This is a genomic window from Marinobacter sp. BSs20148, assembly GCF_000283275.1.
GTDB classification, from domain to species: domain Bacteria; phylum Pseudomonadota; class Gammaproteobacteria; order Pseudomonadales; family Oleiphilaceae; genus Marinobacter; species Marinobacter psychrophilus.
Window position 1 is genome coordinate 1,415,264 of the sequence record NC_018268.1, and the last position, 19,404, is coordinate 1,434,667.

Genomic DNA, 19,404 nt, shown 5'->3' on the forward strand with positions numbered 1-19,404 from the left:
AGCCTTAAGCCCTTTCAAAACCACCGAATATAAGCGGTCTATTGGCCGCTGAATTGCTGTCGGTGGTCGAGTTTCTTCAGCAGGAACTGGTCGCTAAAAACGCTGCAGTTCAACAACGCGATCAGTACATCCAAATCCTCGAAGAACTGTTGCGCTTAAAACGGATTCAACAATTCAGCGCCAGCAGTGAGAAGTCCGCACACCAGGTTCATCTGTTTGACGAAGCGGAGTTGGAAACCGAAATTAATGTCTTGCGCGATCAGTTGCCAGACAACGTCAAAGAGACAGAGGCACCACCGGCCTACCATAAACTTCGCCAGCGTGGCTTCTCGGATACACTGCTGCGCGAGCGCATCGAACTGACCTTCTGCGACGAAGAAAAAGTTGGCGCCAGTAAGACCTTCTTCACCAAAGTCAAAGAAGAGCTGCAGTTCATCCCGGCTCAGCTTAAAGTTTTGGAGTACTGGCAGGAAAAAGCCGTGTTTGAACACACCGGTGAAGAGCGCTTAGTTGCTGCGGCTTGCCCCGTTCACCCGCTAGGCAAATGCACGGCCACCACGTTATTACTGGCTTACGTCATCACCTCGAAATACGCCGATGGCCTGCCGCTGTATCGCCTGGAACACATGCTCAAGCGTCTGGGCCACGAGATCAGCCGTACCAGCATGGCGCACAGGGTGATCCGTCTGGGTGACGTGTTCAAACCGCTGATCCATCTGATGCGCGAAGTGTAAAACAGCGGCGATTACCTGCAGGCCGATGAAACCTGGATACAAATCCTGAAAGAAGACGGCAAAACAGCGCAATCTGATAAGTGGATGTGGGTCACCCGCGGTGGCCCACCAGATCAATCGTCGGTGTTGTTCGACTACGATCCGTCTCGTGCCGGCAGCGTCCCTGTTCGTCTGCTCGACGACTTTAAGGGCGTCCTGCAAACCTATGGTTATTCGGGTTACGGCAAGGTGTGTCGAGATAACGACATCACCCGAATTGGTTGTTGGGATCACGCTCGGCGTAAGTTCGTGGAGGCCACCAAGGGGGCCAAGCCTCAGGGTAAAGGCAAACCCACGAAAGTCACCAAAGCCGATGTGGCCCTTAGCCACATCAACAAACTCTACGCCATCGAACGCAAGATCAAAGAATTGAGTGTAAGCGAGCGTTACCGCATCCGTCAGGAACTGAGCGTGCCCGGACTGAAGGCACTGAAGACTTGGCTGGAAGCCAATGCCGGCAAGGTCGCAAAGGGTACCCTGACGCGCAAAGCCATGGACTGCACACTCAACCAGTGGCCCACTCTAATCGGCTACTGCGAGCGCGGTGATCTGCAGATCAGTAACGTGCTGGCTGAAAACGCCATCCGTTCGTTCGCTCTGGGTCGCAAAGCCTGGCTGTTCGCCGATACCTCACGGGGCGCCCGTGCCAGCGCAACCTGCTATTCCTTGGTCGAAACGGCTAAGGCCAACGGCCTGGAACCCTCCGCTTATATCCAGTATTTACTGGAGCGCAATGCTGAAGCAGACACGTTGGAAAAGCTGGAAGCCTTGCCATCGTGGAATGTCGACTTGGAGCGGGCTTCAAAAAAAGTGCCGCAAATCGACTGAAAGCAAGTGGGTCGATGTAGCGGCGCTTACCGATATGCCTCATTGACTAGACTGGGGAGGTTGACAATTTGTCTCCAGACGAGCTGTACTTTTTCGTCGCACACTGATAAATTGGAACATCGTTATTCATGAAGGAACGCCGAGAGTGGCTTCACGAAAAATTAAACCAGAAACTGCACGTCAGATTTGACGATTGCAGGGCTTGGGATGGTGATAGCCTTTAGATCTGAATAGCACTGGCTTTAACAACTAGAAAAATCCAGACAGGATAACCATAACATGCGTAAAATTCTGGCGCCTTTGGCAGCAAGTATCGTCCTATTTTCGACCTCCTCAATTGCTGTTGGCGAGGAATCGGCTGTGGCCAGCTTTTACAAGGACAAAACAGTCCAGATTCTGGTGGGCTACTCAGCCGGAGGGGGATACGATACTTATGCCCGCACTTTAGCGCGATATATCGGCGAAAAAATCCCGGGAAATCCGAATGTCATTGTCAAGAATGTTCCCGGGGCAGGCAGCCTGGTTCTGATGAATCAGATCGCCAATACCCTGCCCAGAGACGGCACTGTCTTTGGCACCGTAGCCCGCGGTGCCGCATTCGAACCGCTGTTCGGTAATGAACAAGCATTGTTTAAACCTCAGGAGCTGAACTGGCTTGGAAGCCTGAACGACGAAATGGGCATGTGCGCTGCCTGGCATACAGCCGATGTTAAGACGTTAGAAGACCTACGCGAGCACGAACTACTTGTGGGCGGCACGGGAGCTGGCGCTGACACCGATACATTTCCGCGTGTGCTCGCTGAAGTTCTAGATTTCAAATTCAACCTAGCCAGCGGATACCCAGGCAGTAGTGAAATAAACCTCGCTATGGAGCGTGGAGAGATAGAAGGGCATTGTAGTGGTGGCTGGACTGGGGTGAAAACCAGCTGGGCTCCGTGGATAGAGGAGGGTAAGCTCAATCCTTTGTTCATACTATCCCGGAGCAAACACCCCGAACTACCGGAAGTCCCACTAATAATGGATCTGGCCGAAAACGATTATCAAAAACAGGTTCTTCAACTCATGTTAGCTCGCCAAGTGATGGGCCGCCCTTACGTTGCGCCTCCCGGCATCCCTGCTGACCGTCTCGTTGCTCTGCAGAAGGCATTCGAAGCTACCGCCAGCGATCCGGAGTTTTTGGCTGAAGCTGAGCGAAAGCAGTTGGAAATCTCTTTCGTCAGCGCGGCGGACATAACTGAAGTGGTAAGGGAAAGCTATCGGGCTTCGCCAGAGGTCGTGCAAGTTATCAAAGACGCGAAACATGTCAATCGATAAGCACTTAGCGATCAAAGCCCGATAACTGTTTCCAAGAGAATAAGCCAATGAACAGAGCCATAGATCCCAATAGAACTGCGTTGCTATTTTTCGATATGCTTAACGGACACATCAAACAGGATAATCCCGAGACTTGGGGGAGAGTGGCTCCGGTAGTTCATAATGCGATACGGTTGTTGCAAGCCGCCCGCAACGAAAACGTCATGATCGCGTATGCGTATGCCAATCACCGTGATGATAACGGTACAACCGCGCAGACGATAAGGGATACGGACAACTGGATGCGACCGCTATCATTTGATCACAGGGAAACAAGGATCTTCGGAGCCGGAAGTTGGGAAGCCAAGGTGATTGATGAACTTGAACCGCAGCCACAGGATTACATGATTCCGAAATTTCGCTGGAATGCCTTTCACCAGACTTATCTCGATTTGGCCCTTCGTGTAAAGAAAATCGACACGATCATTATAAGTGGTGGTTCTACAGATGTTGGCGTTGCAAGCACAGCGTATTGCGCAAGAGACCTCGACTATAATCTGATTTTCGCCAGTGACGCGTCGACATCTCACCAGATGGAAAGTCACCACTATTTTATGCGCAACGTGTTCCCGCGTATGGGGCGAGTTCGCACCGTTGGCGAAATAGAGGATATGCTGAAATAGAATGTATGTGGTGTACGGAGCAATTTTGCAGGGAGGTGAGATATTCCCTATGCTTTTTCTCCGCCATGCGCGAAGTGAGGTGGTTGAATGGATGTGACCAGCCCAGTTAAGGAATAATACCCTGAAACTGGAGAACCTACATGACCACAAGAAAGCTGTACTCAAAGGAGTTTAAGCTGGAGGCAATCAGCCTTGTGCTGGAGTAGGAATATTCAAAAGCCAATGCGACGCACAGCCTGGAGATCAACCCAAACATGCTGGGGCGTTGGATAAAAGAGCATGAATCGGTCGATGGGCAGGCTTTCAGAGTGAACGGCAAACTGACCGCTGAACAGTTGGAAATTCGCCTGTTGCGAGAAGAAAATCGCCGCCTGAAAATGGAGATAAACATCTTAAAAAAAGCGACGGTGAGTTCAACCGGTCAAGAAAACGTACTGGAAGTATGCGTTCATTACCCAGCATAAGAAGGCCTGGCCAGTCGACATGATGAGTCGGCTCTTGGGTGCCAGTCGCAATGCCTATTACCGGTATTGCCAGCGTCAACGCCGCCGGCCGTCGGATGCGGAGCACGAGGCGATGATTGAGGCTGTGAAGGAGCTCGCTCAAAGTAGCGACAAGAGTATTGGACCCAGGCGGATGAATCACGCCCTGAACGCTCTGGGTTATCCCGTAGGCCGGCAAAAGGCGTGGTCGCTGATACGCGAAGCAGACGTTAAAGCTCGGTACCGGAAGAAGTTTAAGATAGCCACAGACAGCGACCACAAACAGCCGGTGTTCGACAACGTACTGGCACGAGAATTTACCGCCGCTGAGCCAGATCAGGCGCACGTCACTGACATCACTTACATCTGGACCCGGGAGGCTTGGCTTAATCTGGCGGTGTTCATCGACTTATTCAGGACGGGTAGTAGGCTGAAGCATGGGGTCACGGATGAACGCTAAGCTGGTGACAGACGCCCTGAACATGGCCGTCGCCGCAGGCCTCGTCTGGCTCGTGGGCGCCGCACCACTGATGGCGATTCCCGCACTGGGGGGGTAATGCTGTTTCGGGGGCAAATTTGAGCCAGCGGGTACCAAGTGGATAGCCAACGATCATGACTGTGGTCATCGCCATCAGATCAAGCAGGACTATTTTGGGACCCAGCACAAACACTTGTTGTAAGGTCAAGGAGAGCCAAAAAAGCACAATTCCGATGCGTAATAGTCACCGGGTCGAACACTTCAGACCCACTTCGACAGATTGAGCATTTCGCGCAATTAGAAGGTTACCGACGATGACTTCCAGCACCAGCGCGGGGTCTAAACCCAGTCCGTTCCTCATCACGTCATTGCTTTTAAATCAAAATTGAGTAACGTTATTCTAAATTACAACTGTTATGTGTAAATCAAATAAAACAAGAATACTTAATCGAGTTTACAGGTTAGCCTTTTCAACTCCTTCCAACTCCTTCCAGCTCCTCCCAACTCCTCCCAACTCCTCCCAACTGCCCCGACGTTCTTATCCGAAAAGCCGATCTATGGAAGTTTGAAAAAGGCGGCCTGATGGTCGATGTGCAGCCAGCCAAACTATTCAACGTCAGTATCGGAAGTGCCAATGAACTTGCCATCGAATCAGCAAATGCAGGTACCGGCGTTATCGGCTTGTTCGCACAAAACCTGGACTGAATTATTTTAAATACTCTGCGGAATCGCTTCTACGTGCGAGAAACTAAATCTGTCCATACAATGAAGTTAGAGAGAAACGTTTAGGCCAATACCTTGGACAAAGCGGCGGCCGATCGATAAACAGGTCTGGTCAGATAAAACCAGAATCACCGAAATGCTCCCGGTACACGTAGTTGCCGGGAGCATTAGGTCAGGCTGATTAATTCTTCGACGATTTGACTATTTCAACAATGTGTTCGGGCGTTTGTTCTATTTTGGCGAAGAAAGCGAGCATTTCTTCCCCGGAACCAAAATTAACCGGCAAACTCTGGCGTTTAGCATCAGCCAGAAATTCCGGATCCTGTGCAGTCTGTTTCATGGCTGTGCGAAGGGTATTGAGCCTTTCAGTGTCCATGCCCGGAGGCGCAACGAATGGGCGTGCGAACATCAGACTGGCAGCCAGGAGATCAACAGCTTGACGCTGGTCTTCTGTTTCAGCCATGTCTCGAACGAGGTCAACATCGGGCAACAACTCATGCTTTTTCATCGCTAATTGATAAATGTGATTCACCTTGCGGTCCTCGGCTAACCATTCCGGGGTGCGCGTCATTATTGTGCTCATGAACTGGCCGCCTATCCCGTCCACTTCACCTCTTTCCATGGCAAGTACAATGTCTGTAGATCCCGGGTAGCCAGCGATGACCTTAAGATTGAGATCGAACAGGCCGGTCAGGACCCTGGGCATAAAGTTGGTACTGGAACCGGCGCCAGAGCCGCCCATGGTCATACTTTTCTCGCGTAGATCCAGCAGGTGTTCAATGCCACTATCCGTATTTGCAACTCCCAACACAGTGTCGTCGGCAAGACTGCCTATCCAGTTGACATCCTGCACCTTAAACTTGGCCTGCTTATTACCGAATAATGGTTCGAAAGGAATCCCGGAATTGACCAGGGCGAATACTGAGCCGTCCGCAGGGAGAGAGTTGGCAATTTGGTTCATCAGTACCAGCGAACCGGCGCCAGGAACATTTTTTACAACCACATTGGGGTTCCCCGGTATATGCTTGGGCAAGTGCCGGGCCAGAGTACGGGCGTAGGTGTCATAACCACCTCCAGCGGAGAAGCCCACCATTAGTTCAACCGTTTGCCCCTCATAAAACGACCTCTCACGGGCTTCGTCCGCGATAGCTCCTTGAGAGAGCAAGCAGCTGATTGCTACACCGACGAGTATTGGTATTTTGATTTTCATTACGTTGGCCTTCTTGTTGTTTTTTTAAAATGGAACAGCGTTCTATAATATAGAGACTTTGAACTAAAAGGCAACGTATAAAACAACGCCTAACGTGGTTAAAAGGCCTTACGGAACCGCTTTTACGTACGAGAAACTAAATGTTTTCCTTAGTTTTCCTTAGGCGAATTGTTCGGTATCGACATCCGATTGCGCCGCTTGACTGTAGCGTGGGCCGTGAACTTTTTCGTCGTTAATGGCTTGATGTAAAAGCTGCCACTCCGAATCTGAAAGACTCACCGACTGGGCGTTTAAGTTAGCTTTTAAATGGGTCTCGGACGACGTGCCAGGAATGGCAATAATATGCTTAGCTCGCTGTAACACCCAAGCTAAAGCGACTTCCGCCATTGAAACATTGTGGTTATTAGCAATCTGTTTTAATGGCTCAAGCAGTAATAGATTTTTGGCATAATTTTCTTCAGAGAATCGCGGCATTCTGCGGCGAATGTCTTCTGGACCAAGGCTGGTAACATCAGTCAACGCACCGGTTAAATAACCTCGACCGAGCGGACTAAAGGCAACAACAGCAGCACCTAATTCTGCACAAGCATCAATAACAGCTATGTCCGCATTGCGTGTCCACAATGAGTATTCTGTCTGTACCGCACTCACAGGATGCACGGCGTGAGCCCTACGCAAAGTTGATGCCGACACTTCCGACAACCCGATCGCGCCTATTTTGCCAGCAGCGACCAGATCGGCCATCGCGCCGACGCTGTCTTCCAACGGAACTTTTTTATCATAACGGTGCAAGTAATATAGGTCGATAAAGTCTGTTTTTAACCGTTTAAGAGCTTCTTCGCAGGTTTGACGAATGCGTTCTGGACGACCATCAAGCGAACGTTTGCCATTTTCGTCTGGCACCAACACACATTTGCTGGCCAAAAAATATTCGTTTCGGCGATGGGCAACAGCATTGCCAATCAATTGTTCATTGACACCCAGGCCATAAAACGCGGCGGTATCAAAATGGTTGTAGCCGAGATCGAGGGCCAGATTCAAAATTTTGCTTGCCTGCTCAGGTGAAGATGGCTCTCCATAGGCATGCGACAGGTTCATGCAACCTAAGCCAATTGGTCGTGTTTGGTTTAACTTCATATATCCTCCTTGTTTCGCTAAAGTTTATCGGATCCATTCCCTCTCTCCGCCATATCTTTTTGGAGCGCCTTGTGCCGCAAGGCGCTCCAAAGAAATCAGGTGTTCAGAGTGTCCTCCACAAAAAGTTCTTCCAGCGGGTAGATAGAATCGATCATTCCCTGATCCCTGGAGTACTGGAGAAATCGCTCAAGATTTGCTCGATTCCGTTGAAATCCGTTCTCCCAGGGATCTCGGCCAAACAGGGCTTTTTCCTGTTCGTAGTAATGACGCCCCCAGGCCAGTCGGGACCAGCCTGGATCCTCGTAATACCCCTCGGCCAGTGATTTGGCCTGATTGAACAAATCGTAAAGCGCACGGCCCAGCCAGGGTTCCCGCGTCACCAACTCCTGCCGGATGGCAACTACGTGCATAATTGGAAAGTCGCCGACGCGGCGGAAATAGTCGAGCTCTGCGGCGCGGCAGTCGTCAATCAACCGCCGAGCGGGTAGTTTACCGGAAACAACCGAGTGTGGCGGGTGGGGTAGGAAGAAGGCGTCGATTTCATGATTCGCCAGTTTTTGTGCCACGTCTTCCCGACTGCCGCCGATATAGTCCACTTGGACTCCGGGTTTAAGGTCAAACTTGACTTTTTCCGGCGTGGTGAGCAGCCAATGAATCTGTTCCCAGGGCGTGTCGTACTGGAATTTCAGATCCCCTTTTGCGAGCAGCGACAGAGTCGTCTGGAAGGACGAAATAGCGACTTTTTTGCCAATCAGGTCCTTAGGATGGTGCAAGCCGGAATTTGGATGCACCCATATCTGGCTCAGACTGAACAGACGGCGCGGAAACACAGGAATGCCGATGATGGGCATGCCCCGAGCTCGGGCCATCAGAAAGGTGGATAAAGAAAACTCGGCCACGTCAAAATCACTGTCATGCAGCATACGTTCATGCCGACCCTTGCCATCACGTAGCGTGACAGACTGTCCGGTCTGATAGACCGTAAGGTTCAGTCCTTCCGGCAATTTCAGTGTAGAGTCGAAAAACGGAACGTGGCGATCATAACGTTCCAGAGCCAGGGTCAGATTGAGTGGTGCAGCCATGTTTATGTCCTTTCTGCAATCCTATATTGGTCAAACCAAAATGCCCGGAACTGGGGCAAGGAAATTTGCATTCTGGTCCCGTTTTTAAATGCGCCCCTGAAAAATAGAACAGCGTTCTATATAAGTCCAATGGCAATTTCAATGCTGAAAAACGAGTGGATGATGACGCGGATACCCATCTGAAAAACCACGAATAATCAATCTGTTCATGCGCGTTTCCAATTCGTGTTACGCCCTCTGCCAATTAAAATCAGGTTTAGGTGAGTTGTCGAATCTTATGTCTCAGGGTAAGCGCAGTTGATTAACCACCCACTTCCGCTGGCTGGGACTCCTCTAGCGGCACCTGTCCATACAATGCCTCGATCTCATCTGTATGATGGCTGACAAACCTGGCCAAGGATGTGAAACGTTGCACCGTATCGCAGGACAGGGCCCTGGAGAAGTTATTGGTCTTGCAGCACCACGGCCTCTCTCGGATCGAGGCTTGTTCGTTTCGCAAGGGCCAATTGGAAATACAAGGGCATTCGCTTCTGTTATAAAGAACGGTCTGCCTTGCTTTTACGGTCAGGTAATCGACGGTACCGGCTAAGGTTCTCGTGGCTTTAACAAACAGGGGAGGCATCAAATGGCCGGCCAGAATGAGTTTGAAAATCACTGCTGGCAGGACCTATACCCGCCAGAAATATATGAATTATACTCGCCCTACCGTCGGGAGACAGGTATCAAAGGTCGATGCGGACTGCTACTGGTTGACCTCTATAATCTCTGCTACGAGGGTGGAGATCTTCCTATTCGTGAGCTGCATAAGGAATATCCCAGTTCTTGCGGGGAATACGCCTGGCGAGCACTGGAACCGACGCGCCGGATCCTTGAAGCGATGCGTTCGAGAGGCCTGCCAGTTTTATTTTCGACAAAAGATGTCCGTAATTCCTTCCATCAAGCTAAAGCCAGTGCCACCTTCCGTCGACAGAGGCAAACTTCGGAAAGTGCTTACGATATTCACCCAGACCTGGCGCCGAAAGAAGGTGAACTAGTCATTGCTAAAGAGCGTGCAAGTTGCTTCTATGGCACGCCGCTTGTCACCTACTTGCAGCGACTTCGCCTGGAAACATTGATCATTGTCGGAGAGAGCACTAGTGGCTGCGTTCGGGCCACTACGACAGACAGCTATTCATTCGGTTTTCACACAATATTGGTTGAAGAAGCTGTCTTTGACCGAAACCCTATTTCGCATCAGGCAAGCCTGTTTGACCTGCATCATAAATACGCGGACGTTATGGCACTTGATGATTTACTGGGCCAACTTTAATTATAGGCATGGAGTGCTACTACCCCGGGGGAAGTGCAGACGCCCAACTCATTTCAAGATACCACGGTCTGGGTAAACCACTCGAGTGGTAGTTCCCTTCCGAGCTCCGCGCGTCGGGCTTTATCGAGGATTAACGCCCCGGCTGCGGCAAACTGTAGCCCCAGTCCGACATTGTTCATGAAACACGTGATCTCCCGGTCGCTAGTTCGACCGGGTTCTTTTCCGGACGTCAGTTGGCCAATCTCGGGTTGATCCAGCCAATCGATGCCATTGGCGGCTTTCCGCTGTGCCCATAGCGAGTCATCAGGAAGATTTTCTTCCCCCATCATCTGCATGTCGGGCTCCCAGAGTCGGGTGTGCACGGCAACCCGATCCGCACGTCGGTAGCATTCCACTGGTATCTCGAAGCGTTTGAGGCTCGACAGGTGCATGCCTGGTTCCAGCCAGTCGGCATTGATGACAGGCTGCATGGAATTGGTGGCACACATGACAATATCGGCACCCGCCACAGCTTCTTCCGCGCTCGCTGCGGGTGTCACAGGTATCCCGAGTCTTTTCGACCACTCCAGGGCAAAGGCCCTGCGCTTCGCCTCGGTTGGGCTATAGACGCTGATTTTCTCGATTGGTCGCACTGCACAGGCGGCCATGGCCTGGGTTCCTGCCTGGAAACCTGAACCGATAAGCCCGACACGGCGGGAGTCCTGACGGGACATCATCTTGATTCCCAGACCGTTGGTTGCACCTACCCGAAAGCGTTGGATGATTCCGTCAGGTAACACGGCCAGCAACTCACCGTTCTCTACGCTGAAAAGTAACACCAGACCTAGCCAACGATTTCCGGGAAGAGCCGGGAGCTTTTCTTTGCGATGCTGGCGGGCGCCCTGGCTGGGCCACTGGATAATATCGGAGCTGATCCTCAGCGCGTAAACTCCTCGTCGTGGGTAACCTCCCTCCATCGACTTGAAGACATAGTTGGCATCAATGTCTGGTCTCGGGATGCCGGTATCCGATCGGTTCCGGTTGATTGCCTGATTATTGGCGAGGTCACTGTAGGCTTGCTCCAGCTCGTTGATCATTTCCGGCATACTCAACAGGCTTTCGACTTCATCGTTCGTCAGTAGCAGTGTCATAAGGTTTAATTCTCTATACATGTCCGGATGCGCACGCGTCAGTTCCGGATGTCCTGAAGAAACAGGCTGGTGGGAATTTCATATCCCATGCCCGCCGCTTTCGCCAATTCGTAGACTTTGCCGGCGACGGCATAGAACTGAGCCCCTTGCAGGTTGCCCCGTTCGGACCAAGTGATCTGCTCGTCCGAGGTCCGCCCCTGGGTTTTACCACTGAGAATGTCCGCGAGGGTGATTCTCTTGTCCGGTAACCAGACACCGCGGCCGCGGGTTCCCCATCGACCATTACCGAACTTCGGAAGGTCGGGGCGAGCTTCCCAGGCGATGTATTCCGCATCGGTCTCGAACTCGGGATGGCCGGTGGGCGCTGGCGCATCGCCGAAACGCAGGTAGACATCGACCCTCTCCATGGTGGCGGTATCAGGCCGGCCTTCGCTACCCACCACAATGACGTGGGCACCTTTGTCGATCAGGTTGCCGTCGAGCACGGATACAGCAGAGTCGGTCAGGGATGCGATGATGTGCGCGCCCTTGTAGATTTGGTCCGGGCTGTCACATACCTGTACTTCGATACCATGCTTTGCGGCCATCTCCTGGCCGAACGCCTCGCGGTTTTCCCGAGTGGGACTGTAGACCTGCAGTTTCCTGATCCGCCGCACTGCCATGAAAGCGTCCATATGGGATCGCGCCATGCCGCCCGAACCGAGCATTCCGACTACATCAGCATCTTCCCGGGCCATGTACTTGACGCCGATGCCGCCGTCACCGGCTACCCTCATATGCTGCAGGACACCATCGTTGATAAACGCTAAGGGTTCTCCATTCTCTATGGAAGTCAGAAAAATAAGCCCACAGAACAGCCCCGGCCGTACACAGTATTTTTCGGAAGTGGTTGCACCGTTATAGGTTGTTTCGTAAAGGATGTCGGACTTCATCCGGGTGGCAAAGTAGCCCTTGGTGGAGCCGCCTTCCATGGATCCGAACTGGTAGTTTTTGTGCGGGTCGCTCGTGGGAATCCGAATGTCTATTCGAGGCCTGCAGGTCGCTTCCCCAAGCACCAGGTTTTTGTAGGATTCTTCCAGAGCTTCGATGGTTGTGTCGACGGTAAGAAGCTTGGCGACGTCGTCGTTATTAATAATGAGTGTCATGTTTTTTCTCCAGTCGGGACTCTAGTCCCGGATGTCTTGTAGAAACCAGTCAGTAGGAATTTCTCTACCCAGTCCTTGAGCGATTGCCTGGGAATAGACCCAGCCGCCGACCGACGAGAATTGCAGGCCCTGGTTGCCGACGTTTCGGTAAAAAGTCACCTGGTCGGGACTGGTTCTGCCGCTGGCCTTGCCTGAGATAAGATCGGCGAAATCGGGCTTGTCACCACCCTTGCCCCGGTCCTTGAACTCGGGGCTATCGCCCCCGAAACCGGGCTCGGGATTCTTCGCCGGGATGAGTTTCATCTGCTCTGTTGTGCCGCCGATGAACGCCGCTGGGCTGAAGCCTCGTTCCGCCTGGAAGCGTTCACTCTGTCGCATCTGCAGACCAGCCGTGCCTTGCCGAACGACGACATCGAATTTTTCCATGGCCTTGTCACTGATTTCGCGTCGGCTGAGGTTGGTGACGTGCATGCCGGGCTCGATCCAGTCCGCCTCGTATACCGGCTTCATGCTGGTGGTGCAGCTGGAGAGAATATCGACGCCACGGACCGCTTCCCGTGCCGAATCCACCGCCACTACGTCGATACCCAGTTTGCGGGACATCTCTGCGGCGTAGGCTTGCCGATTGTTCGGATTGGGGCTGTAGACCTTGCACTGCTGAATATTCCGGACTGCGACAAAGGCTTCGAGGAAGGTGCGGGCCATGCCACCGGACCCAAGCATGCCGACAACGTGGGAGTCTTCCCGAGCGAGATACTTGGCGCCAATTCCTGCACCGCCACCGACTCGCATGTGCTGCAGCGCACCATCATTGATAAATGCCAAAGGCTCTGCATTACGAGTGCTCATAAGCAATATGAGGCCGCAATAAGTGCCAGGTTCCCGACAGTATTTTTCCTCCGTCCAGTTGCCATCTGGCGTTGTCGGCCAGGTAATTACATCCGATTTCATACGGATGGCGAAGTAGCCGTCGTTCGCCCCTTCCATCGAGCCCCAGCGGAAATAGCTGTCTTCCTGGTCAGTTGGCATATACATGTCGATGCGCGGTCGATGGATAGCACCACCGTCGGGGATCTTCCTGAATGCTGCCTCCTGTACACGGATACAGTCTTCCATGGTCAGTAATTTGAATACATCGTCATTATTGATGATGAGCATGGGTCACCTGTTGACGTAAAGTGAGACGGGTGTTGATTGGATGCTTCTTGGCCATGCCATATAGAATACCGTTCTGGCAACTGCTTTCCGCGTGCAGCGACAGAGCGGCAGCCGCAGGTACCGGTGTTCGCCTGAGGCCATTACTGCAACGGCTGGCATGCTTTTTGTTGTCAATAACTTAAATCGCTTGATGTTATAATGCGAATACATAATTTTGATATACCTATAAAGAAACCGGATACTGTGTCTGGCAATTGGGCGAGGTTGGATACAGAGAACAGGAATTGTTTGCCATAACAAAAATGAGGGCGTTATGAACCTGCACCTACTGCGCACTTTCGCCAGCGTCGCCGAGTATAGAAGCTTTTCCCGCGCCGGCGAGGCTATCCATATCAGCCAGCCCGCAGTGTCCAGGGCAGTCCGGGAACTTGAGGAACAGCTCGAGATTTCACTGCTCGAGCGTCGGGGCGGCCAGGTCAATCTGACGCAGGCTGGCGCCGAACTCTATGAACATGCCCGCTCGATTTTCGCGTTGGAAAAGTCAGCTATGGCGGATCTTAGGGGGCGTCAGGGGCTCGCGCGCGGCAGTCTGACGGTTGGAGCGAGTAGAACCATCGGCACTTATTTCCTGCCGCCAGTCATTGCCGAATTCCTGCGCCGGTATCCCGCTATCGACGTCCGCATAATCAGTGAGAATACAGAACTGATCCAGCGTCGGTTGCTGGCTTACGAGCTTGACGTGGCGTTTATCGAAGGCTCGTTGGATGACCACCGGGTCGAGCAGACGTTCTGGCATGAAGATGAATTGGTTATCCTGGCTCATGCCCATCACTCCCTTCTCAGGGTCAACGCGCTCAAGCCGTCCGATATGGATTCAGAGCGTTGGGTTGTGCGTGAAGAAGGCTCGGGTACCCGGACTGTGACCCTCGCACTGTTGAAAAAGGCCGGTGTTAATGTGGGGCGTATGATCGAGGTGGGTGGCAATGGTGCGCTGGTGCAAAGCGTTGCTGCCGGGTTGGGGCTTGCCATGGTCTCCTCTGCCGCCGCTCGTGAGCACCTGAGCGTTGGCAAGGTGAATGTGCTTGAATTCCCGGTCTGCTTCAAACGGCCCATGCACAGGGTTCGCCTCCGGAATAAACCAGCAAGTCCTGCGGCACAGGCGTTGATGGATGTGGCAGACGACGTTGCTAAAACGTTTCTGTCGAGCTAGAGCCAACGATTTTCACAAGGCAAAATTTCCTCTTCCTCTCGCTAGAGTCTTGTTCTGTCATATGGAACGGTGTACCTTTATTGTTGATTTTCCCAGCTGCACTCATTTTGTCGCCTGGAAAGTCACGGGGTGTTCTGTATTCAATGACAGTGGATGGCGCTGCAGGTTTTATGACCGGTAGTGCTGCAGAGATTATCAGATTGGAGGTTAAGAATGTCTTATCAGACTGTGCCACTCTCGCCGGCGCTCGGGGCGGAGGTCAAAGGCATTGATCCTACCCAGATTGATGATGTCGGCGCGGAAGCGCTTTACCAGCTATGGCTCGAATATCACGTACTGGTTATCCGGAACTGCTCCCTCACGGAGAATGATCTTGTCCGGTTTGCCGGGCACTTCGGCCCGATTGAGAAGGCGCGGAAGATGAGCGCCCTGGCAACGCGCCCGGAAATAATGGTCATTTCCAACATTCGTGACGGCGAAGCGGCGCTCGGCGCCCTGCCAGACGGCGAGTTGTTCTGGCATTTTGATCGGATTCACCAGAAAGTCCCCAACAAGGCGGGGGTGCTCCACTCCATTGAATTACCCTCCAAGGGCGGCGAAACCCGGTTTTCGAACATGTGCGAGGCATACGAAGCGTTGCCTGAGGAAACCAAAGGCAAACTTGAGGGTTTGACTGCGCTCCATACCTACCAGTACGGGCAAACCACCTCCACTAACAAGCAACTGTCCGAGGACACTCCTTCAGCCGTTCATCCAGTGTTTCGCACGATACCAGAGACCGGCAAGAAAGCGCTCTACGTTTGCAGGTTAATGACAGACCGGATAATGGAACTGTCTGAGGCAGAGAGTAAAAGCTTGCTTGACGAACTGTATGACCACTGTGAACGATCGGAATTCATCTACGAACACCAGTGGAAAGTGGGCGATACGCTGATCTGGGATAACCGCTGTGTTCTTCACGCCAGAAATGATTTTAACGAAAATGAGCGCCGACTCCTTAAACGGGTGACTGTCGGTGATACCGCTGCCCCCTTTGAATAAGGATCACCAGCGGATTGTGATTTCCCCTAGACACCCTGAAGGAGCAACAATATGAGTTCGACATTGAAAGGTCGTGTGGCCATTGTGACCGGCGCTGGTCATGGAATTGGTAAGGCTTATGCCAGGCGCCTGGCTGAAGAGGGTGCCAGTGTCGTTATCGCCGAGATAGATGCTGAGGCAGCCGAGCTGGTTGCCAAAGAACTCAATGCCGAGGGCTTTCGCGCGTTGGCTGTGCACACCGATGTAACCATTCCGCAAAGCACCATGGAAATGGCAAGGCTTGCTGTGGAAACGTTTGGCCGAATCGACATACTTGTGAACAATGCCGCAATTTTCATCTCGGTTCCCATGTCCCGGGCGCCTTTTGATGAAATTGATCCTGGAGAATGGGATCGGATGATGGCAGTGAACGTCAAGGGAGCTTGGCTCTCGTCCTGTGCCGTAGCACCCTATATGCGTAAACAGGCTTACGGGAAGATCATCAATATAAGTTCGGGCACGGCTCTGAAAGGCTCGGATAACCGTATTCACTATGTTGCCTCAAAGGCGGCTATATTGGGGTTCACCAAAACGTTAGCCAACGAGCTTGGAAAAGCGGGTGTCTGTGTTAACTGCATCGCACCGGGCAGTACTTTGAGTGAGGAAAACCCGGACGAGGCTATTATTAAAAGACGCACCGCTGCGAGTTCAGCGCGCGCCATTCCCCGGCTGCAGACCCCTGAAGATATGCTGGGTGCCGTCGTCTTCTTTGCCTCAGCTGACAGCGACTTCATTACTGGCCAGACCCTTGTGGTCGATGGTGGTTCCTGCATGCACTGAGATTTCGTGTCATTTCACCGCTATTTGCGCCCTTCCCCGATGATTACTGGACGTTCCCACGGCTGATGTCATCGGGGAGGGGCGTTCAGTCACCTAGCCGTGTGGCGATCAGCTCGATTTCCAGATGTTTTTCGGGGCTTGCAAGACCATCGACATCGAACAGGCTAAGTACAGTTGCTTCGGGGTCGTACCGGGTTGCCAACATGGAAAGTACTGGCTCCCAGTCGATACTTCGCCCGCGCTCCCGGAACAGTTTAAGCGCGCAGACGTCGGACCACTGCAGATTCTCTGCCTGAAGCGCCGAGTCCAGCCACCCCAGGTTCTTCCTGCACTGCTCTTCGACGCTTGCACCCGGTTCGGCCATGCCGGAGGTAAACAGGCAGTTTTCGCGTGCAAGGTAATGCAGGTATCGGCGTGGCCAATTTCACCACCACCCGTAATCAAGGCCACGTGACCGGCCAGTTTCTGTGACATAGGGGCCACCTTTCTTTCAACACCCTCTAAATTAGATAGAGTGTTCAAGTTTAGAGAACGTTCCTCTTAAAGGAACGGTATTCCATAAAATAATATTAGATAGATTCCGTTGAATGTCAAGGCGCAGATTTCCGTTCGACGCAGGGACTAGTCATTCGCGTCGCATCTATATTTCGGTGTTAGCGCGAGTAAACTGAATTGCTTCAGTATGGGGAAATCTCTTGTTGGAAATGTGAGTTATTGCAGGGTGAGATTCACCGGGGTGACAGGGCGTCCTGAAATGGAGGGTTAAGTAGTAGAGATTCTTTCAGGGTATTGATGATGCATCGAATCAGGGCTTGAGCAGTAATAACCTTCCAGCTGCGATCCAGGAACAGCTGTCTTGTTATTATTACCCGTTCCAGTCTGCAGCAAGAATGATAGTACCCATCAGCGAAAGTAGCACTGCGAAGATAATCGTTGGGCTAAAGACCTCATGTTTGCGGTTGATGACGTAACCTGCGCATACGCGCGCCACCATTGAAAACTGGTGAATGGGCGCAACGACGGTTACTGGTGCCAGGCTCAGCGCAGTGAAGTAAAGAGTCTGTGCAACATAGACCAGAACGCCCGCCAGTGTGTACCAGGGCAGCGACCTTCTGTCGGTTTGGCGGATGTGCCGGATTTGCCCCGGCACAATACAAGCGATCAGGGCAAAGGTGATCGTTGCGGAAGAGTAAGCAATGAGACCACCCAGAATACCCAGACCCGTTTCCTCTAGCCCGGACCGAATTAGCACTGGGCTGATTCCATAGCCGAGGGCGGCGAGCAGGGCAGATCCATAGCCCAGCAGAATTTCAGGTTTGAAATGTATTTCTCCCTGACCTGCTGCTGATTCTGTGTTTGTGGCTGCCGATTCAGCTTTGAGCCTGTTTTGTCGTTTTATGCTGTACGCGATGATTAACGGTGATATGAACACCAAAGTCATGCCAAGGAGCTTCAGTTTGGTCAGACTTTCTCCAAGTACGAGGACCGCAAACAGCACTGCAATCCACATCTGTGACTGTTGGATCGGGCCAGCGCCTACTGAGCCGAGGGCTGCGGTTGCTCGATAGTTCCAATAGCGCCCCCAGACATACTGGAGAATGCCGGCACTGGCCAGGAGAAAAGTTCCTTGAAGAGAGAGCTCTCCGAACTGGAACAGTTGGCCGGATAGCCAGGCTGCCAGTAACGCCAGGGGCACGCCTATGGGCACAGTAATAGCCATGGCCTGGGAAGCAGTGCCTGTCAGCACGCCACGCCTTAGGCAGGCACTATTCGCGCCCTGTAAGCAGGCGCTCAGAAATGCGAGAAATGCTCCAGTCACCGGGATGTCACTCTGTTAGTTGAGAGTAGCCTTGGGAGGACCTGCAAAGATCAAGCTGGATTTAATGTCCCTGGTAGGGGGAAACACGGAGTATAGCAATAAACAGAACGCCGTTCCTTATTCGGCTACGCGCTCCTGACTCGATGATTTGATCGGCGGTTTTACACCAGACAAAAGGCTTGGGGTCGCCTGATTTAAGTGGTGTTTTGGGTCTTTTACTACTTCATGATCACACTTTTGATAATCAGGTCTCCTCATCCGCTTCGTAGGCTTTGAGGCCACCCTGAATACTGACTATCCGGGTGTAACCAAGTTGCTGCAAGTTATCTGCTGCCAGTGCCCCGAGGTTGCCGCCGCCACAGTAGCAGACAATGGGCGCCTGTTTGTCGGGTGCCACTTCGCCGATTCGCATTTCCAGGGAGTAACTACTGATATTTATTGCTCCGTTGATGTGACCCAACTCGAATTTATCTTTCTCACGCACATCTAACAACAGCGCCCCCTCGACAATCTGCTCACGAGCCTCGGCGGGTGAAACTTCGGTGATGCGCTGTTTGGCTTCCTTGGCTCGCTGAAAAAAGTCCTCAGTATGCTTGGTCATTGGAAATTACCTCAAAGTGTGAGCAGCTAGTGCCGCCTTGAATTAGTCGCATTGGAATGGTGTGCCGCAACCCGCTATGGATTTTCGATTCTGGAATTGTAGCTGTCAAAACCATGGATCATCGACGAGTTAACTCACCATGGCAATCGATTAAGCTCGGGAACCCTCTACCCCATGCTTTAACCCCATATTCACTCAGCAGTCCCCGGGTCTGATTGGCTTTGGCGGTACGTTGTCCCACTAGCGCTTCGCGAAAACGGTGCGCGGCCCGGGTGTCGGGCGCAATATGACGCTGTTGAGATCATAGCGCTCGGCGTATGCACGGATCAGTTGCTCCGTACTCAGCTAGTTGAAACTCAATCAGCTCATATTCCCATTCGGTTATGTTTTCCAGTCAAAACACCATTTGATTTCCGGAAATATAGAGTCTAGTGTTCCATATGGCGGATCGGCGATCCATATTGGGGAAGGGCTTAACGCAAG

Annotated in this window: 18 protein-coding genes and 1 pseudogene; 10 read left to right on the plus strand and 9 right to left on the minus strand. The window is 52.3% G+C overall.

Features of this window, described 5'->3' with window-relative positions; translation table 11 throughout:
• Positions 1-29: 29 nt before the first annotated feature.
• From tnpC to MRBBS_RS06370, 5 genes and pseudogenes are all read left to right on the plus strand, one after another.
• Positions 30-1,601: pseudogene (gene tnpC / locus MRBBS_RS06350) on the plus strand (IS66 family transposase).
• Between the two features lie 279 nt (positions 1,602-1,880).
• On the plus strand, positions 1,881-2,915 hold the full coding sequence (locus MRBBS_RS06355; protein ID WP_041635135.1) for a Bug family tripartite tricarboxylate transporter substrate binding protein: 1,035 nt from the start codon (positions 1,881-1,883) through the stop codon (positions 2,913-2,915).
• A gap of 47 nt (positions 2,916-2,962) precedes the next feature.
• Positions 2,963-3,577, plus strand: coding sequence for a cysteine hydrolase (locus MRBBS_RS06360; protein ID WP_014870623.1), 615 nt, complete (start codon positions 2,963-2,965; stop codon positions 3,575-3,577).
• Positions 3,578-3,819: 242 nt separating this feature from the next.
• A complete protein-coding gene (locus MRBBS_RS18880; protein WP_413540185.1) occupies positions 3,820-4,041 on the plus strand; it encodes a transposase in 222 nt (73 codons plus the stop codon).
• 19 nt (positions 4,042-4,060) lie between these two features.
• Positions 4,061-4,519 carry an IS3 family transposase gene (locus MRBBS_RS06370; protein ID WP_144012692.1) on the plus strand — a complete coding sequence of 153 codons (459 nt, stop codon included), beginning with the start codon at positions 4,061-4,063 and terminating at the stop codon, positions 4,517-4,519.
• Here the strand turns inward: MRBBS_RS06370 and MRBBS_RS19350 are convergent.
• Positions 4,503-4,772: a putative sulfate exporter family transporter gene (locus MRBBS_RS19350; protein ID WP_144012693.1), complete on the minus strand. Its 270-nt coding sequence runs from the start codon at positions 4,770-4,772 to the stop codon at positions 4,503-4,505. The two genes, MRBBS_RS06370 and MRBBS_RS19350, sit on opposite strands and share 17 nt — an antisense overlap.
• Positions 4,773-5,119: 347 nt before the next feature.
• Between MRBBS_RS19350 and MRBBS_RS20230 the strand changes: the two genes are divergently transcribed.
• The gene (locus tag MRBBS_RS20230; protein WP_014870627.1) at positions 5,120-5,242 is read left to right on the plus strand and encodes a hypothetical protein; all 123 of its coding nucleotides are present in this window, start codon (positions 5,120-5,122) and stop codon (positions 5,240-5,242) included.
• A gap of 199 nt (positions 5,243-5,441) precedes the next feature.
• Here the strand turns inward: MRBBS_RS20230 and MRBBS_RS06375 are convergent, their stop codons facing one another.
• From MRBBS_RS06375 to MRBBS_RS06385, 3 genes are all read right to left on the minus strand, one after another.
• Positions 5,442-6,470 (minus strand): Bug family tripartite tricarboxylate transporter substrate binding protein, encoded by a 1,029-nt coding sequence (locus MRBBS_RS06375; protein ID WP_041635136.1) that lies wholly within the window; start codon positions 6,468-6,470, stop codon positions 5,442-5,444.
• A 159-nt stretch (positions 6,471-6,629) separates the two neighbouring features.
• Positions 6,630-7,607 (minus strand): aldo/keto reductase, encoded by a 978-nt coding sequence (locus tag MRBBS_RS06380; RefSeq protein WP_014870628.1) that lies wholly within the window; start codon positions 7,605-7,607, stop codon positions 6,630-6,632.
• A 95-nt stretch (positions 7,608-7,702) separates the two neighbouring features.
• Positions 7,703-8,689, minus strand: coding sequence for an ABC transporter substrate-binding protein (locus MRBBS_RS06385; protein ID WP_014870629.1), 987 nt, complete (start codon positions 8,687-8,689; stop codon positions 7,703-7,705).
• A gap of 625 nt (positions 8,690-9,314) precedes the next feature.
• Here MRBBS_RS06385 and MRBBS_RS06390 point away from each other — a divergent pair.
• Positions 9,315-9,998: an isochorismatase family protein gene (locus MRBBS_RS06390; RefSeq protein ID WP_050996597.1), complete on the plus strand. Its 684-nt coding sequence runs from the start codon at positions 9,315-9,317 to the stop codon at positions 9,996-9,998.
• A gap of 53 nt (positions 9,999-10,051) precedes the next feature.
• Here the strand turns inward: MRBBS_RS06390 and MRBBS_RS06395 are convergent, their stop codons facing one another.
• The 3 genes from MRBBS_RS06395 to MRBBS_RS06405 are packed head-to-tail and all read right to left on the minus strand — an operon-like array spanning position 10,052 to position 13,431.
• Entirely contained in the window at positions 10,052-11,149 is a 1,098-nt protein-coding gene (locus MRBBS_RS06395; protein WP_227497591.1) for an ornithine cyclodeaminase family protein, read from the minus strand.
• Between the two features lie 17 nt (positions 11,150-11,166).
• The gene (locus tag MRBBS_RS06400; RefSeq protein WP_014870631.1) at positions 11,167-12,273 is read right to left on the minus strand and encodes an ornithine cyclodeaminase family protein; all 1,107 of its coding nucleotides are present in this window, start codon (positions 12,271-12,273) and stop codon (positions 11,167-11,169) included.
• Positions 12,274-12,294: 21 nt separating this feature from the next.
• Positions 12,295-13,431 carry an ornithine cyclodeaminase family protein gene (locus MRBBS_RS06405; RefSeq protein ID WP_014870632.1) on the minus strand — a complete coding sequence of 379 codons (1,137 nt, stop codon included), beginning with the start codon at positions 13,429-13,431 and terminating at the stop codon, positions 12,295-12,297.
• Positions 13,432-13,744: 313 nt separating this feature from the next.
• Here MRBBS_RS06405 and MRBBS_RS06410 point away from each other — a divergent pair, with 313 nt between their 5' ends.
• The 3 genes from MRBBS_RS06410 to MRBBS_RS06420 all read left to right on the plus strand — a co-directional run bounded on the left by MRBBS_RS06410 (position 13,745) and on the right by MRBBS_RS06420 (position 16,501).
• Positions 13,745-14,641 (plus strand): LysR substrate-binding domain-containing protein, encoded by an 897-nt coding sequence (locus MRBBS_RS06410; protein ID WP_014870633.1) that lies wholly within the window; start codon positions 13,745-13,747, stop codon positions 14,639-14,641.
• A gap of 213 nt (positions 14,642-14,854) precedes the next feature.
• Complete coding sequence (locus MRBBS_RS06415; RefSeq protein ID WP_014870634.1) at positions 14,855-15,682, plus strand: TauD/TfdA dioxygenase family protein; 828 nt, start codon at positions 14,855-14,857, stop codon at positions 15,680-15,682.
• A 51-nt stretch (positions 15,683-15,733) separates the two neighbouring features.
• Complete coding sequence (locus tag MRBBS_RS06420) at positions 15,734-16,501, plus strand: SDR family NAD(P)-dependent oxidoreductase (protein WP_014870635.1); 768 nt, start codon at positions 15,734-15,736, stop codon at positions 16,499-16,501.
• Between the two features lie 865 nt (positions 16,502-17,366).
• On the opposite strand, the gene MRBBS_RS06430 is transcribed toward MRBBS_RS06420, so the two are convergent.
• Together MRBBS_RS06430 and MRBBS_RS06435 are read right to left on the minus strand one after the other, a co-directional pair.
• Complete coding sequence (locus tag MRBBS_RS06430) at positions 17,367-18,320, minus strand: EamA family transporter (protein ID WP_227497592.1); 954 nt, start codon at positions 18,318-18,320, stop codon at positions 17,367-17,369.
• A 244-nt stretch (positions 18,321-18,564) separates the two neighbouring features.
• A complete protein-coding gene (locus MRBBS_RS06435) occupies positions 18,565-18,921 on the minus strand; it encodes a rhodanese-like domain-containing protein (protein WP_014870638.1) in 357 nt (118 codons plus the stop codon).
• Positions 18,922-19,404: the final 483 nt, after the last annotated feature.